Annotated in this window: 17 protein-coding genes; 4 read left to right on the top strand and 13 right to left on the bottom strand. The window is 64.0% G+C overall.

Going from position 1 to position 15,180, the window contains the following annotated elements; genetic code table 11:
* From ACTF4R_RS13200 to ACTF4R_RS13155, 10 genes are read right to left on the bottom strand one after another with little or no spacing between them, the layout of a single operon-like run.
* Nucleotides 1-999 (bottom strand): HEAT repeat domain-containing protein, encoded by a 999-nt coding sequence (locus tag ACTF4R_RS13200; protein ID WP_440008353.1) that lies wholly within the window; start codon nucleotides 997-999, stop codon nucleotides 1-3.
* Nucleotides 996-1,949: a DUF8068 family protein gene (locus ACTF4R_RS13195; RefSeq protein WP_440008352.1), complete on the bottom strand. Its 954-nt coding sequence runs from the start codon at nucleotides 1,947-1,949 to the stop codon at nucleotides 996-998. The genes ACTF4R_RS13200 and ACTF4R_RS13195 overlap by 4 nt, the downstream gene beginning before the upstream one ends.
* 1 nt (nucleotide 1,950) lies before the next feature.
* Complete coding sequence (locus ACTF4R_RS13190; protein ID WP_440008351.1) at nucleotides 1,951-2,652, bottom strand: molecular chaperone TorD family protein; 702 nt, start codon at nucleotides 2,650-2,652, stop codon at nucleotides 1,951-1,953.
* The gene (locus tag ACTF4R_RS13185; protein WP_440008350.1) at nucleotides 2,652-3,500 is read right to left on the bottom strand and encodes an ethylbenzene dehydrogenase-related protein; all 849 of its coding nucleotides are present in this window, start codon (nucleotides 3,498-3,500) and stop codon (nucleotides 2,652-2,654) included. The genes ACTF4R_RS13190 and ACTF4R_RS13185 overlap by 1 nt, the downstream gene beginning before the upstream one ends.
* Nucleotides 3,497-4,633 (bottom strand): nitrate reductase subunit beta, encoded by a 1,137-nt coding sequence (gene narH, locus ACTF4R_RS13180; RefSeq protein ID WP_433630155.1) that lies wholly within the window; start codon nucleotides 4,631-4,633, stop codon nucleotides 3,497-3,499. The genes ACTF4R_RS13185 and narH overlap by 4 nt, the downstream gene beginning before the upstream one ends.
* Nucleotides 4,630-7,668, bottom strand: a complete 3,039-nt coding sequence (gene narG, locus ACTF4R_RS13175) for a nitrate reductase subunit alpha (RefSeq protein ID WP_440008349.1) — start codon at nucleotides 7,666-7,668, stop codon at nucleotides 4,630-4,632. Before narG ends, narH begins: the two co-directional genes overlap by 4 nt.
* Nucleotides 7,665-7,853 (bottom strand): DUF8120 family protein, encoded by a 189-nt coding sequence (locus ACTF4R_RS13170; RefSeq protein WP_440008348.1) that lies wholly within the window; start codon nucleotides 7,851-7,853, stop codon nucleotides 7,665-7,667. The genes narG and ACTF4R_RS13170 overlap by 4 nt, the downstream gene beginning before the upstream one ends.
* Nucleotides 7,846-9,294, bottom strand: coding sequence for a cytochrome b (locus tag ACTF4R_RS13165; protein ID WP_440008347.1), 1,449 nt, complete (start codon nucleotides 9,292-9,294; stop codon nucleotides 7,846-7,848). The genes ACTF4R_RS13170 and ACTF4R_RS13165 overlap by 8 nt, the downstream gene beginning before the upstream one ends.
* 6 nt (nucleotides 9,295-9,300) lie before the next feature.
* On the bottom strand, nucleotides 9,301-10,029 hold the full coding sequence (locus ACTF4R_RS13160) for a QcrA and Rieske domain-containing protein (protein ID WP_440008346.1): 729 nt from the start codon (nucleotides 10,027-10,029) through the stop codon (nucleotides 9,301-9,303).
* A gap of 2 nt (nucleotides 10,030-10,031) precedes the next feature.
* Nucleotides 10,032-10,679: a hypothetical protein gene (locus tag ACTF4R_RS13155; protein ID WP_440008345.1), complete on the bottom strand. Its 648-nt coding sequence runs from the start codon at nucleotides 10,677-10,679 to the stop codon at nucleotides 10,032-10,034.
* A gap of 196 nt (nucleotides 10,680-10,875) precedes the next feature.
* On the opposite strand from ACTF4R_RS13155, the gene ACTF4R_RS13150 reads away from it, so the two are divergent.
* Nucleotides 10,876-11,511: a helix-turn-helix domain-containing protein gene (locus ACTF4R_RS13150; RefSeq protein WP_440008344.1), complete on the top strand. Its 636-nt coding sequence runs from the start codon at nucleotides 10,876-10,878 to the stop codon at nucleotides 11,509-11,511.
* 196 nt (nucleotides 11,512-11,707) lie between these two features.
* Here ACTF4R_RS13150 and ACTF4R_RS13145 read toward each other — a convergent pair whose 3' ends face one another.
* On the bottom strand, nucleotides 11,708-11,941 hold the full coding sequence (locus tag ACTF4R_RS13145) for a hypothetical protein (protein ID WP_440008343.1): 234 nt from the start codon (nucleotides 11,939-11,941) through the stop codon (nucleotides 11,708-11,710).
* A 221-nt stretch (nucleotides 11,942-12,162) separates the two neighbouring features.
* Here ACTF4R_RS13145 and ACTF4R_RS13140 point away from each other — a divergent pair, with 221 nt between their 5' ends.
* Nucleotides 12,163-12,996 carry a ZIP family metal transporter gene (locus ACTF4R_RS13140; protein ID WP_440008342.1) on the top strand — a complete coding sequence of 278 codons (834 nt, stop codon included), beginning with the start codon at nucleotides 12,163-12,165 and terminating at the stop codon, nucleotides 12,994-12,996.
* Nucleotides 12,997-13,094: 98 nt separating this feature from the next.
* On the opposite strand, the gene ACTF4R_RS13135 is transcribed toward ACTF4R_RS13140, so the two are convergent.
* The gene (locus ACTF4R_RS13135) at nucleotides 13,095-13,268 is read right to left on the bottom strand and encodes a DUF7127 family protein (protein WP_440008341.1); all 174 of its coding nucleotides are present in this window, start codon (nucleotides 13,266-13,268) and stop codon (nucleotides 13,095-13,097) included.
* 91 nt (nucleotides 13,269-13,359) lie between these two features.
* A complete protein-coding gene (locus ACTF4R_RS13130; RefSeq protein ID WP_440008340.1) occupies nucleotides 13,360-13,980 on the bottom strand; it encodes a DUF7509 family protein in 621 nt (206 codons plus the stop codon).
* Nucleotides 13,981-14,077: 97 nt separating this feature from the next.
* Between ACTF4R_RS13130 and ACTF4R_RS13125 the strand changes: the two genes are divergently transcribed.
* On the top strand, nucleotides 14,078-14,491 hold the full coding sequence (locus ACTF4R_RS13125) for an ArsR/SmtB family transcription factor (RefSeq protein WP_440008339.1): 414 nt from the start codon (nucleotides 14,078-14,080) through the stop codon (nucleotides 14,489-14,491).
* 97 nt (nucleotides 14,492-14,588) lie between these two features.
* On the top strand, nucleotides 14,589-15,134 hold the full coding sequence (locus ACTF4R_RS13120) for a metallophosphoesterase family protein (protein ID WP_440008338.1): 546 nt from the start codon (nucleotides 14,589-14,591) through the stop codon (nucleotides 15,132-15,134).
* The last annotated feature ends 46 nt before the right edge of the window (nucleotides 15,135-15,180 follow it).

The following is a 15,180-nucleotide window of genomic DNA, read 5'->3' as shown; positions in this document are numbered from 1 at the left end:
TCACAGGTTCGGCTGTCGGTTCAGCAGGTCTTCGCCGGGCAGGAGGGTGTCGCCCTCGGCCATCGCGCCGGTGAACCGTCGCCGGAAGCGGTCCGGGTCTACCGACCGGGCGTGTCGCGCAGTCAGTGCCACGATGTCGCTGTCGTCGCTGATCGCCATCCCCTCTAGCGTCCGCCGCGCCCGGTCGTCGTCGATGCCGCCGAGGACGTGGGCGGCCCACTCACGGACGCGCTCGCTCGGGTCGGTTGCCATCTCGATGGCGTCGTCCAGCACGTCCTCGCCCCGGAGTTTGAACAGCGAGATGAGGGCGTTCCGGCGACTTGCGTGATGGTCGTCCGATAGCGCCTCGTCCATCCGGTCGGCGTACGCCTCGCGGTCGATGCGGTCGAGCGCCACCACGGCCTCGGCCCGGACCCACGGGTCGTCGTCGTCGCGCGAGACAGCCAGCGCCACGTCGCCCGCGTCCTCGGCGCGAAGTTTGGCGAGCGATTCGACCGCGAACTGGCGCACGTCGGCGTCGTCGTCGCCGAGCGCGACAGACGACAGCGCGGCCACGACCGCCTCGGAGCCGTCGGTCTCGGCCAGCGCCAGCGTGGCCCGGCGTCGATCCTTCCGGGACCCCTCCGCGAGGTCGTCGAGCAGCTCGCGCGCCGAGTCATCGGCCACCGGGTCGGTGTCGCCAGCGGTCAGTTCGTCGGGAGCCACCTCGCCGAGGGTCACGTCTCGGCTCACCTCGATGTCGGCGAGACTGTCGAGGGTGTGGCCGACCCCCGGACTGCTCGTCGGATCGAGTTGCGGGTCGGGGTCCTCCTCGACTTCCGCGTACTCGGGTTCGTCGTCGTACGGGTCACTCGTGCATCTGCAGTCACCGCCACAGGCGCAGTCCTGCGGCGCGTCATCTCGGTTCGCGTCGTGGTCGTGCTGATGGTCGAAATCTCGTCCACAGCCGCAGTCGTGGTTCTGTCCGTGGTCGGGATTCTTGTCGTGTTCGTGGCTCACGTGGAATCACCTCGCTGGTCGGGAATCGGCGCGAGAACGAACGCCACCGCGAGTGCCGCGCCGAGCGCTCGCGGAATCGAAGAGGGAACACCAGCAGTCAGGAGCAGGAGACCGGTCGCCGCGGGCGCGATTCGCCGGTTCGTCGCGCCCGTCGCCACCGTCGTCGCCAGTCCGCCCACGGCCGCCGCGAGCAGGAGCGCCGATGCGCTGACGACGCTTCCCGCGACGAGGACGACTGCGCCCGAGACGAACGGCGCGGCCCCGGTCAGGTGAAAGGTCGCACCGGCAACGAGTCCGCCGACCGCGAACGCGCCCATTCGCGGCCGGAACGCCAGCGGGGTCGCCGCCATGCCCACCAGCGCGAGCGTCGTCCCGACGGTCCGGAACGCCGCCGGACGGACGCCGACCGCGCCGAACATCGAGAGCGTCAACCCTCCGAGGAGTGCCACCGCGACGACTCCGACGCGAATCTGGCGACGAGTCGGCGACCGGGAGACGACGGCGGACCCGGCAAGCGTCAGCCAGCCACCGACGACGACCGCCCCGACCGCTGGGAGGGCGACCGCGGGCGTGACCGCTGACAGGAGACCGAACACACCGACGAGTATCAGCCCGATTTGGGACCACGACTCGTCGGCGGTCACGCCGAGCGCGAGCGCCGCAGTCGCGGGACCGACGACCGCCGCACTCGCGGCCGCGTCGAACCACGCGCCGGACGCCACGCTCGGCAGAGTGACTGGTGCATTCAACGCGATTCGGGTCGCGGCCAGCGTCCCGAGTCCGGCCAGCGCCACGAGCGCCGCCACGAGTCGGACGCGCCGGGTCCAGGACTCGGTGACGACCGCAACCGTGAGCGAGCGCGCTCGCTGGCGGACCGCCGCGGTGCGCTCCCGGAGCGCAGTCGCCTGCTCGACCACGCGTCCGCGGACCCGCCCGGCAGATTGGCTCATCTCAGTCGCCCTCCAGTCGGTCGGCGAGTTCCGCCCGGTCCGCGGCGGTGAACTCGTCGAGGACCCGTGCGAATCGGGCGTACGCGCCAGGGTTCGGTTCGTCGTCGATGCGCTCGACGACGCCCTCCACGAGGAGGCGAAGGTGGCGGTCGAGGAGGTCGAGTCGCGCTCGTGCGGCGTCCGGTTCCTCCTCGACGGCTTCGCGCCGGGCCAGATAGCCCGCGAACTCCAGTTGGAGACCGAGGTAGTCGTGGTGTTCCCGGTCCGAGGTGGCGGGTCGGACCCCGTAGTAGTCGTAGGCCCGTGCGAGGTCGAGGTTCACGTCGGTCCACGACGCCTCGGGCCGGTAGGCCGACTCGTAGAGCGGGACCGGCGGTTCGTCGGTCGAGAGGGTGCCGTCGGTCCGGTCCTCGTACTCGGAGTAGCCGATGACGAAGAGGTCGTTGTACCGCGCGCAGAGCGTGTCGTAGTCGTCCTCGCTGCCGACCTCCTCGGTGGACACGTCGAGTGGCGTCCGGGCGAACAGGGCCGTCAGTTCGTCGCGCAAGTCGCCCCCAGCGAGCGCGTCGTAGAGCCCCTCGTCCGGGTGTTCGAAGGCGCTGGCGAGCAGGGCATACACCGTTCCGCGGGCCGTGGCGTCCGGGTCGAGTTCGTCGCGGTCCAGCGGCGGGTCCTCGTGGTCAGCAGTGGTATCGCTGTTCATCACCCGTCACCCCGCTTGACTGCGACGGCGGTGACAGCGATCACGACAGTGATGGCCACCCCCGCGATGAGCCACAGGGCGGTCTGGTAGGGCGGTCCCTGCGGCCCCGGACCGAACGGGAAGGTGTACCACTCGCTGACCGCCTTCCGGCCTGCTCGCTCGGCGTTCGACCCGTTCCAGACCGCGAACGAGACGGGCACGTCCTGGTCCATCTGTATCGAGGCACGGTCGGGAGCCTCGACGGTCAGGTTCCGCGAGAACACGACGTACCACCGGCCATCGCTGTACGTCGCGTTGGTTGTGATGGCCGTCTGGTTGAACGGCGTAGTGGTCCCCGGTCCGGCGGCTAGCAGTTCTTGACTGTCCATCGCGCCGTTCCACCACCAGACGTTCACCATCGACTGGGGACTCCCCATGGCGATGCCGGGTTGCTGGCTGACGTTTGCCGGGAACTGGACCGCGACCCCGTCGCCGAAGGAGTTGACCCTGGGCGCGTCGTACTGTGAGGCCGTGACGTTGCCGTCCTTGGTTCCGTCGGCCCACGACACCCGGAGGAACAGCCGTTGCTGGCTGTGAGCCGCCTCGATGTTCGCTCGGTCGACGGACGTCTGGTTGGCGTTGGGCACCTGACTCGGCGCACTCGACAGCGGGACCGTGACCGTCGAGGCGTTGTTCCACGCCGGAGCCGTCGGGTTCGAGAGCGCCCCGACCTCCGACTGGGAGGCTACCATGACCGGAATCTGGTTGGCTGGCGCTCCCGCGACCAGCATCGGAAGCGCCGCCGCCGCGAGGACGAGCGTTCCGGCAATCAGTAGTTCCCGCGCCGTCGCCGCGAACTCCCCTCTCACTGGTCGAACACCTCCAGTCGATACTGCTGTGCCGGGTTGTTGGTCGTGAGGATGTCCATGAGTTCGCTTTCGTCGCCGCCCTGGACCCGCGTGCGGTGGCGTTCGATGGTGTCCAGTGCGGCGTGAACTTGCTCGCCGAACAGTTCTTCGAGGAGAGGTCGCGGGATGCGCTCAGCGTCGACGCTCTCACCGGTCTTCTCGTCGTGCTGTGGTGGGGCGAACGGCGGGATGTAGTAGACGTTCGGTTGCGTGTGGTAGTCGGGGTGGAGTCGGAGCGCCACCTCGTACTCGTTGACGAGCTTGTGAATCGGTCCCTGCTCGTCGTCGAGGTAGCCGACCAGCCGGAGTTGCGGCGGACACTCCGTCGCGCACGCCGGCGGCACCGCGTCGCCGTCGTTGAGGTTGAAGTTGCCGTCGCCCGACCCCTCGCCCTCGATGCGCGGGTAACAGAAGATGCACTTCTCCGAGCGCTTGCGCATGACGTTGTAGTAGACCTTGTTGTATGGACAGCCCTCGACGCAGTAGCGGTAGCCGCGACACCGCTCCTGGTCGACGAGCACGATGCCGTCCTCCTCGCGCTTGTAGATGGCCTTCCGGGGACAGGCCTCTGCGCACGACGGGTGGGTGCAGTGGTTGCAGATGCGCGGGAGGTAGAAGTAGTAGGAGTTGGGGTACTCCCCCGCACCCTGGTCCTCGTCCCAGTTGGGTCCCCACTCGGGGTCGTTTCCCTCCGGACGGAGCGGCGCGTCGCTCCCGTCGTACATGACTTCGGTGTGGTTGAAATCCCACGCTCGGCCGTAATCCTCCTGAGACGGGAGGCTGCCGTCACCCTCCTGATACTCGCCGTGACCGTCGTTTTCGGCCTGTTCGGCCGAGGCGTAGCCGCCAGTGTCGTCCTCCCAGCCGCGTGGATACCCCTGGCCTGGTTGGGTCTCGACGTTGTTCCAGTACATGTACTCGCGGCCGCCGGTGTCGGTCCAGAGCTTCTTGCACGCGATGGTGCAGGTCTGGCACCCTATGCATTTGTTCAGGTCCATCACCATCGCTACCTGGTGGTTGATGCCGTCCGCGACGTCGATTTGCTGGCCGGACTCGGTCGTGGTCGTCTCGTTTCCTTGATCCTGAGAACTCATTCGGAGTCACCTCCGGCGGCGTCGTCGGGCGGATGGCCCGGGATTGCCTCGACGTCCATCGAGCTTTCGCCCGTCGTGACGTTCGTCGTCTCTGTCGTCGTTCCTTCGCCCGTCGCTTCGGTCGTCGTCCCGGTCGCGGTGTCGGTCCCCGCGTCGCCCGAGGTGTCCTCTACCAGTTCCACCTCGACCTGCACGTCGCTGTTCACGCCCGTCGGCCCCCAGTAGTTAGGGACGAACTCGAGATGCTCGCCGCTGTCCGCGGGGTACTGCACGAGCTGGGTCGGTTTCATGTACATCCCGACGAGCGTGTTGAAGTTCCCCCGACTCGGGAACTGGAACCGCTCCCACGCGAAGTAGAGCTTCGCCACGCCGGGTTGGGCGCTTGGATATATCTTGACGCTGACCTCGATCTCGTCGAGGTCGTTGTACACTCGGACGGTGTCGCCGTCCTCGATGCCTCGTTCTTCGGCGTCGTCGGGGTGCAGGTAGACGATCGGCTCGCCCCGTTGCAGTCGGAGCATGTGCTCGTTGTCCCGCCACGTCGAGTGGATTGACCACCGGCCGTGTGGCGTGTTGTACTGAAGCGGGTACTTCTGCTTGGACTGGAGCACTTCGGGCTCCTTGAACGTCGGCACCTGCTCGCCGAGGTCGAGGAACCAGTCGTGGTCGATGTAGTACTGCTGTCGCCCGGTGAACGTCGGCCACGGGTTCTTCTGCTGTACGTAGCGTTTCCACGGGGTGTACGGCTTGCCCTCCTCCAGCGGCGAGGTCCAGTGGTCGCCCGACGCCTCGAACCGCCGCGGCTGTTCGACCGTGTCGTCGAACGTGATGCGGCCGTCCTGGTTCTCCGGGTTGGTCTCCTCGGAGTGTTCGAGGATGAACTCGGCGGCGGCCTTGTCTTCTTTCAGCGCGCCCGGTGCGTCGTCCAGCCAGTCCCGGACGTAATCGTCGTGGACGGTCGTGAGGTCGATGTCGCGGTCGAACTGGCGGTCCTGAACCGGGTCCACGTTCCTTTCGTTGGCGATTTCTTGGACCTTCTGGGCCAGCAGGCGGAATATCTCCCAGTCGGTCTTGGACTCGCCCAGCGGTTCGATGGCGGGCGTGAACGGGTGGACGTAGCTGTGCATGTCGGTCATGTTCAGGTCGTGCTTCTCGTAGTGGCTCGCGGCCGGGAGCACGATGTCGCTGTACAGCGCCGTCGAGTCCATCCGGAAGTTGATGTCCACGACGAGGTCGAGTTTCGGCCAGAGAACGTTCTCGATGGCGATGCCGCCTTTCGACTGGTTGAAGTAGTTGCCCCGCCAGCAGAAGAAGACGCTCGGGTCCGGTCGCTCGCCGCTCTCGCGCTCCTTCGGGTAGACGGGCATCCATCCGTTGTCGATGGACTCCTGAATCCGCCGGCGCGTGTCGGGGTCGATGTTCCCGAGGATGTCGCCGTGGTAGTAGGTCCACAGCGTCGTCGGTACCCCGCGGACGTTCCCAGTCGGGAAGGATAGCTGTTGCCAACCGCGGTGAGTCCAGATTTTCTCCTGGCCGACGTAGTGGTCGAAGCCGGTTCCCTGTCGGCCGATGTGGCCCGTGAGCGTGACGAGCAACTGGATGGCCCGATTGCCGAGGTCGTTGTGGTACCAGTCGTTGACGCCCTTCCCGTGGATTATCTTGCCCTTGTCCACGTTGGCGAACTCGCGGGCGATCTGCTGGTGGGTCTCCGCTCCGACGCGGGTGAGTTCGTTGACGCGCTCGGGGGTGTACTTCGACAGTTCGTCGGTAACGTGCGACCAGACGGTCCGGACGGGCACGCTCCCAGCACCCTGTACGTTCACCTGGCGATTGACGTTCAGTTGCGGGTCGAAGTTCAGGGCGATGCTGGCGTTCTCGTCGTGCTTGCCGTCGCGGTTGCCCAGTGACCCCGGTGCGTTCCGGAGGTTGCCCTGTTGGTCCACCATCACGAACACTTTCCCGGCGTCGCCATCCGTGGAGAGGTTCGGCACGTCGGCGACCCGGAGGAACTTCCCGGTGTCCTCACGGACGAGTAGTGGCATGTCGGACTGCTCCTTGACGTGGCGTTGGTCGTAGAGGTCCTCGTCCACGATGGTCCGGGCCATACCGAGTGCGACCGCCGCGTCGCTCCCGGCCTTCGGCGAGAGCCACTCGTCGCAGTGGATGGCGGTCTGGGAGTAGTCGGTGAAGATGCCGACCCGCTTGGCCCCCTTGTACGCGGCTTCGAGGAAGAACTTCGCGTCCGGGATGCGCGTGACGTTGATGTTCGACCCCCACGCGATGATGTAGTCGGCGTTGTACCAGTCGGCGCTCTCGGCGTTGTCAGTCTGGGTCCCCCACGTGATGGGCTCGCCCGGCGGGAGGTCCGAGTACCAGTCGTAGAAACTGTGGCTCACGCCGCCGAGGAGGTTGACGAACCGCGACCCCGAGGCGAACGAGACGGGACTCATCGCCGGAATCGGGGTGAACCCCGAGATGGCGTCGTAGTTGCCCTGCTGGACCTCCTCGATGACCTTCTCCGCGATTTCGGTCAAGGCCTGGTCCCACGAGATGCGCTTCCACTTGCCCTCGCCGCGCTGGCCGACGCGCTCGAGCGGGTATTTGATTCGCTGTTCGGCGTTGACGTAGTCGGTGTAGCACGCGCCCTTCTGACAGCCGCGGGGGTTCGAGGAGGGGAGTTCGTCGTTGATGGCGGGGTAGTCGCTGGCCTGCTCCTCGCGCCAGACCTGCCCGTTCTTGACGTAGACGTTCCACGAACAGGATCCCGTGCAGTTGACTCCGTGGGTGCTCCGCGCCACCGAGTCCCAGTCCCACTTCTGCCGGTAGAAGTCCTCCCAGTCCCGATAGGGGTAGTTGCCGATGTAGTCCGCACCGTCCACGCTCTCGATGCCGGATAACTGGGTGAGTTCGTCGGCGACGATGCTCTCCGACAGGCCCAGGGCGGTCGAGAGACCGATGCCCTTCAGGAAGTCGCGACGACCGACACCACTGCTCGATTCACCTGCGCTCTCTGCGTTCGATTGATTGTCGCTCATTGTCGTTTCTCGATAAACACTGTCGTTAGTCCGAGCGCTGTCCCACCGAGCCCGAGCAACAGTCCCGTCGTCGTCGCGCCGCCGACTTCGAGTCCGGCGGCGACAAGCGCGAGGCCCACGATTTTCGTCGCGTAGTCGAGCAACCGGTAGGTCCGACTGGCTACGGTCACGCGGTGGTCAGTCATCCGGACCACCTCCGCGGGCGTCGTCCGACCGTCCTCCTTGAGGACTGTCCGTCTCCTCGTTGACAGGCGGGTCGTCGGCCGCAACCGACGACCCACCGTCCGCGGCGGCCTCCTCGCGACCGGGGCCCGCTGCGGAATCGTTCCCTCGGAGGACGACGTACGTGATTCCGCCGGCGACGAGAGGGTAGAGCAACACGCTCGCGAGCAGAATCGTATTGATAGTACCGGTCGGGGTGTGGACCACCTCCGCGAGGATGTTGTTCATCCCCGCGAGGGACGCGACCATGATGAACGTCACTCCCGCGACGCCGACAGCGGTCTGCCACGGCCTGCGCATGGGGTCCACCGTGAAGTGGGTTGGCTCCTCGCGGTAGTCGATGAACGGCCACAGGAACATCGCCCCGAACACGATGCCCGGCAGGACGATACCGCTGAGGAACTCCGTCGAGACGTGTATGTCGGTGAACGGCACCGTGAAACTCGTCCACGACGGCATCAGCTTCAGGAACCCGAACACCCACATCAGGAACCAGTCGGGCATGATGAGACCGGGCGTCGAGGCCGGGTCGTTCGGGCCGTACTCCGCGACGTTGTGGACCGGCAGGAACCCCGCGAGCAGGGAGACCGACGCCAGCGTCAGGAAGAAGACCACGACGCTGACCGCGGTCTGATTTGGGAACGCGGGGAGACCGACGACATAGGTGTCGTCTCCTCGGTCGATGGTGAGTTCACCGGCTACGTCGTCGCTCCGGGGGGCCTCAGTGTGCTTCTGGCGTATCAGTATCGCCATGTGGACGCCAATGAGACCCATGATGGCGACCGGAATGGCGAAGACGTGCAGGAAGTAGAACCGCGGTACTGTCGCGCTGGAGGGATACTGGCCCCCGAAGACGATTTTCGACAGTACGTCTCCGAACACCGGCACCGACTTGGCAATGCTGTAGCCGATGCCGGTCGCAGTGCTGGCGAACTCGTCGAACGGGAGCGAGTAGCCCGTGTACGCCGCAAAGATGGCCAGCACGGCGAGGAGTCCGCCGACGATCCAGTTCAGCTCTCTCGGGTTGCGGTACGCTCCGGTGAAGAACACCCGGAGCAGGTGGAGGCCGATGGACGCTACGAAGAAGTGGGCGGCCCAGTGGTGCATCCGCCGGAGAAACATCCCGTAGGGGATGTCGTAGGTGATGTGGAGGACGCTCACGAACGCCGCCGGGAGGTCTTGGCCCTGATACTGGGCGACGCTCCCCTCGTAGGTGACTTCGGTGGTGCTCGGTTCGAAGAAGAATCCGAGGAACACGCCCGTCAGCACCAGCACGAAGAACGTGAACAGCGCCACCTCGCCGAGGAGGAACGAGTCTTCGGCCGGGAATGCCTTGCCGAGGAACTCGCTGCCGTCGTCGAGATCGAAGCGCCCGTCGAGCCAACCGTAGATGCGGTCCCACATCTGCTCTCACTCCTGTACCCCGACGGGACTCTCGAAGTCCCCGGTGGCGACGAGGTAGCCGTCGCTCGACAGCGTGATGGGTAGTTGCGGGAGCGGCCGCGGCGGCGGCCCGCCGACGACCGTTGCGCCCTGCACGGGGTTGAACTTCCCGAAGTGGCAGGGACACACCATCGTCTGGTCTTCGCGGTTCGACACCATGCAACCGGCGTGCGTGCAGACCTTCGAGTACGCGGCGTAGCCCGCGACCGTGAACTCCAGTTTCGTCGGTTCGCTGTACTCCTCTTCGGGATATCGAACCAGCAGCGTCGGCGAGTCTTCGAGGCCGGGTCGAGGTTCGGGAAAGACAGTCATCATGTCTGCCATCTCCAGTTGGTTCTCGCCAATCCGGTCGCCGTCGGCGTCCACCAGCGGCACACCATCTGAGTAGATGGGGCCCGTGTACTCGCGCTCGAACACGCGTGTCAGTCCCGCGAGCGGTGCCGCGAGACTCCCAACGGCAGCCAGACCACCCATCGTGGCCAGTATCTTGGCCACGTCCCGCCGGTCAAATCGTCCCTCCTCGGCGTCGCCGGACGGTTCGGTCCCGCCGTCGGGCCTGTGGTCCGGCGAGGACTGGCGGTCCTCACGGGGCCGTCCGCCGTCCACACGAGCGCACGGACAGTTATCGTACGGACTAGCTCGCGGATTGTCAGTTGCTGGTCGTTCCGGGTCGCTCGGGTCGCTCCTGCCGTCCATTATCAGTGCCCCCGTTTCTCCGCGACTTCGACGTGCGGCATGAACCACGCGTAGTACGCGACGGTCAGCGCCGCCAGCGAGAGGAAGAGTCCGGCGGCGTAGAGTCCGAAGTACTGCGTCCGGGCGAGCGTCAGGTACTCGCCCGTGAACAGCGCCGAGAACACGATGGCGAGGACTGTCAACCCGGCCATGACGACGATGCCCTCAGTCGACCCCGCCGCGTCGTGGTACTCGATCAACCATCGCTCGTCGGTACTCAACCACGAGAGGGGACTGCCCCCTCCTTCGATTCTCCCGTCCCGCGGGGTCGTCCTGCGTTCGGCGTCGTTCCCCTCCTCGCCCGAGATTCCACCGTCGGATACGATGACTTCGGCGTCGGCGTCCGACGGCCTGACGGCGCTGTTCATGAACCGGTGTGCACCGACGAGGGCGCCGTAGAGACCGAACAGTGCGACCCATACGACGACCCCGACCTGACTCGGCGAGAGCTTGTTCGGCGCGTCCACCGGGCCGCCGAGCGGCCGAATCTCGCTGACGCTCGGGTCTATCTGTATCTCCTCGCCCGACGGCTCCCCCTGCAGCGCGACGTACCACATCGGAAGCAGTACCAGCGCGACGAGGACGCCGACGACGAGTGTCTCCCGCCTCACCGCTGGACCTTCCTCTGGATAGTACAGGTCACCTGATCCCCCCGTGCTCGTTTGCCGTCTCCACCGAACGAACTGTAGGAGAAACACTATAGACGCGATTAGGCTCTATTCCTCTAAATGAAGGTCCTTTAAATGCGGACGATGTACTAATCAGTTGGGATAACTACTTATGAGCGTCGGCGAAGTCGATTGAGGCATGGTGGGGGAGACGGTGTACGTGGAGTTGAAGATCAGCAACCCGAATACCTGTCAGGTCGCCGCCGCATCCGAACCGAACGCGACCGTGACCCGCGTGTCGCGAACTATGCTCCCGAACGACGATGGCCACGTAACCGAGGAGTTGGAGGTCGAACAGTCGTCCGGCGACGAAGTCGCGGCCGCGCCGGTCCACCGATCCAACGGCGTGTTCCGTCTCCAGCGACCGGTCGGACAGGGATGTGCCTGCGAACTCGTCGAGCGATACGACTGTCCGGTCCGGAGCATCCACGCCGACGATGGGGAACTGTCGCTGTCGTTCTACGCTAAGGAGATCAGGACGGTACGCCAGATCGTCACAGACCTCAAGGAGTCCTGCGACGGCGTCCATATTCAGCGGCTCTACCACGCGGATGAAGGGGAGACACGCGACCTCGTCTACGTCGACCGCGACCAGTTCACCGACCGCCAGCGAGAGGTGCTCCGGACCGCCCACAAGATGGGCTATTTCGCCTACCCGAAGGAAGCCAACGCGTGCGAGGTCGCCGCCGCACTGGGAATCACCTCGACCACGTTCGCTGAACACCTTTCGAACGCCCAGGCGAAGCTCCTCGACCACCTGCTCGACCAGCAGTAAATATCACGGTGAATTAGATAGATGCGTCCAGTACCAACACACCACGATGTCAGTTGAGTGCTCGTTGATGGTTTCACCGTGTTGCATCCTACGTGTACCGAAACCTTTCCGTCATAGAGTAGAAAATCGGCAGTCGATCGGTGCTATTCCGGTCGGCGAGTGATGCAGTCGAGAGCGAAGAGAAGCGAAGGCCCGGTCAACCCTCGAATGCTTCGTCCGATTGGTCGTATTGGATAGTCAACGTCCCCGGTGTGGAGCGTCTGGTCGCTTCGCGGATGGCTTCTAACTCATCGAGTACCTCGCTCTGGCCCGCTTCGTCTCCAGAGACTTCCCGTGTTTCCTCTCGCAGTATGTCATACGCCCGTTCAACGAGACGCCTGACTGCTTCTGCGTCGGATTTCGAATTAATCTCGAAGGTGGCTTCGTGCATAGGGCTAGTTGACGCTCAAGTGGTAAAACCGTAGTCCAGGGCTCATCGCCACAGAAGTTTCGTTCTGCGTCTCTCTCAGCAGAAAAACACTAAACGAATGAGAATTATTCGTTGTCTCACCTAATCAGGGGATTTTTGACTTGTGTCGATGTACCCTAGAGAAATGGGTCCGGGGGAATACGACGCGACGATGTCCGGCCGACGACTCAACGTATGAAATCATGGTTTCATTAGTCGAACCGTTCGTTCAAGTGGTCGGCGAAAACCCCGTGATTCAGGGGCTCGTCGGCGGAATCGTTATCGCGGTATTGAACCTGTTTGGAGCGTCACTGGTGCTCGTCTGGCGGAATCCTTCGGAGCGTGCGCTCGATGGCGCGCTCGGATTCGCGGCCGGTGTGATGCTCGCTGCAGCCTTCACGAGTCTCATCATCCCGGGAATCGAGCAGTACTCTGGCGGAAATCCGATTCCCACGCTCGTAGGCGTCGTGCTCGGCGGTCTCTTTCTTGATCGAGCCGACAGGCTCGTCCCGCACGCACACTATCTGCTGACCGGAAGCACGCGAGCGGATGAGGCCGACCCAAGCACGTCTCTTCCTCTCGATAACGAGCGGCTGAAGCCCGTAATCCTGTTCATCTTGGCTATCACGCTCCACAACATGCCCGAGGGGCTAGCTGTGGGTGTCGGTTTTGGCTCCGGCGACATCGAGAACGCGATTCCGCTCATGCTCGCTATCGGCATCCAAAATATTCCTGAAGGGCTTGCGGTCTCGGTGGCCGCAATCAATGCCGGGTTGGATCGCCGCTTCTACGCGGTCTTTGCCGGGGTGCGTTCAGGTGTCGTTGAAATCCCACTTGCGGTGCTGGGTGCACTGGCAGTGAGTGCCGTCAAGCCATTACTTCCGTACTCGATGGGCTTCGCCGCGGGGGCAATGCTCTTCGTCATCTCCGACGAGATCATCCCTGAAACCCACATCCACGGGCACGAGCGAGTTGCTACACTCGGAGTAATGGCTGGCGTGGTCGTGATGCTTTATCTCGATATCAGTCTGGGATAGAGCGCACGGTTATAAGATACTTGACAGCACTCCGTAAATTGATACAGTTCTTCAACTGGGCCAGCGATGTATATGAGTGAGAAATTCGTTCTTCGAATCTACAGGCGGTCCCTCGCGACGACGATAGCTGTCTCGCCGACGGTGTCGAGGGATGCCTCAACGCCGGGCCCGAAATCAACGGTGATGACGTTCTCCTCCTCGTACTCAGGACGCGTTATCGTAATGTCGTCCTGTTCGTCCGCGGCGGACTGGAGCTGGTAGGGAACTTCCATACGGTACCGTGGTCCGTATTTAACCTAAGTACTCTGTCCGTCATGGAATGGCACAGAGGAGCAGACCGCCTGGGAGTCGTCGCGCCGCCGCTCACTCCAACTGCGTGAGGTCCCCGCGCCGTTCACGGTGCATGATACCGCCCGCGACTCGCCGGAGTTTGGCAACGAGCTCCGCCTCGGTGTCGTACGTTGCAACCCGCAGATCCCACCGCACCTTCGCCGACCGGATCATCGCACTCGTCACGTCGTCTTCATGCACGAACACTAACCGCTCGCCGTGCGTGTCAGCAAGGTTCTCTAGCACGCTACCGGCCTCCTCCCCCACGCCGAAGTTATGCCCGAGAAACGGAACCACGAACGCGGTCGCGTTGCTGCACCGCGCGTACCTGATACTCTGGGACACTGCGTCCACCTCGTCCGTATCGATGCCGACGTCGAGGGCGAGAAACGCGTTCACGCCGGGATCCGCCCGGAGTTGCCCCTGCACCCGGCGCAAGAGCGCCTGCGCCGCGTCGATCTCCTCCTTGTTCCGGAAGAGCTGGCGCAGCGGGCCGGGGAGGTCGTCGACGTCGATCTCGCGGCGTTCGTCTTCGCTGAGAATGTAGTTGAGGTTGAACGACTTGTACGGCCCCATCAGATAGAAGAAAAACCGGTCGTATTTGACCTCGCCGAGCCGTTCGGCGAGGACGTCACGCGTAATCTCGACGCTCATGTCCCATCCTCCTATCCTGACTATATAAAAGGCGCTGTTTTCGAGACTTCTCGGCTTGACAACGACTAAGAGTTCACAGTCCGTACGTCGACACACGATGGCGACCGATCAATCTCGGCCGGGCGGTGGCGACCTTCCAGAGGACCCAGCAGACTTGCTGCCGGACGACAGCGTGCTCAGTCTCGACGAGTACCTCGCGATGCACGCCGCCGTCGGCCACCGCACCCGCTACGAGATTCTCTACCGGCTCGTCCACGGCGGCGATATGAGTCCCAAAGAACTCGAGGACGCACTCACTGTCGACGACAGCACGCTCCACTATCATCTCAACGAGCTCGTCGACGTCGGCCTCGTGGAGAAGCGCCAGCGGACCGACCGGGGCCAGGATGGACTATACACGTATTATCGGGCGACCGTGTTCGGGGAGGTCACGCTTACCGACGGTGTCGACGAGTTGATCCGCGGCGAACAGGACTTCGAAGCATTGTACGACAGCACGGTCGACAGCTGACGCAATACGGCCGGTGCGTTCTACCTGGAAGTCGCTCTCATACCTTCCCTGTGATGACGTCCCCAAAGCTTTTATTTTTATTACATGAGTGGGTGCTATGGATATTGCAATCCTCTCTGACACGCACATCCCTGACCAAGCAGACCAGATCCCCGACCAGTTCCGTGAGCACGTCACAGCGGCAGATCACGTCATTCACGCTGGCGATTTCGGCTCAAAAGAGGCGTTTGCAGACATCCGAGACCTCGCCGCCAATCTGACTGCAGTTTACGGGAACGTCGACCCAACCGATATCGACCTCCCGTCGGTGGCGTCGGCCACGGCCGGTGGTGTAACGTTCGTCGTTTCCCACGGGATGATCAACTTCGTCGAGCGGGCAGTTTCCAGTTCAGAAGGCGTTGTCTTTGACCGCAACGACTGGCTAAATGCGGTCGCCGACACGGCACGGGCACGAGCTGACACGGACGAACCACTCATCGGCGTCGGTGGGCACAGTCACGAACTCGAAGACGAAACGCACAACGGTGTTCGCGTCCTCAATCCAGGGAGTGCTACCGGCGTCGGTCCAGCCGACGGGACGGCAACAATGATGGTCGCTGGAGTGGCTGACGGTGAGACCACCGTCACTATCCACGAGGCGTAGGAGATTCGCACCACGAACGTATCGTAGCCAACTCTCGGTGGAGACA

The sequence above is a fragment of the Halomicrococcus pelagicus genome, from assembly GCF_051917725.1.
Lineage (GTDB): Archaea > Halobacteriota > Halobacteria > Halobacteriales > Haladaptataceae > Halomicrococcus.
The sequence above is the reverse complement of the archived record's forward strand: the minus strand, read 5'-3'. Positions and strand labels throughout refer to the sequence as shown.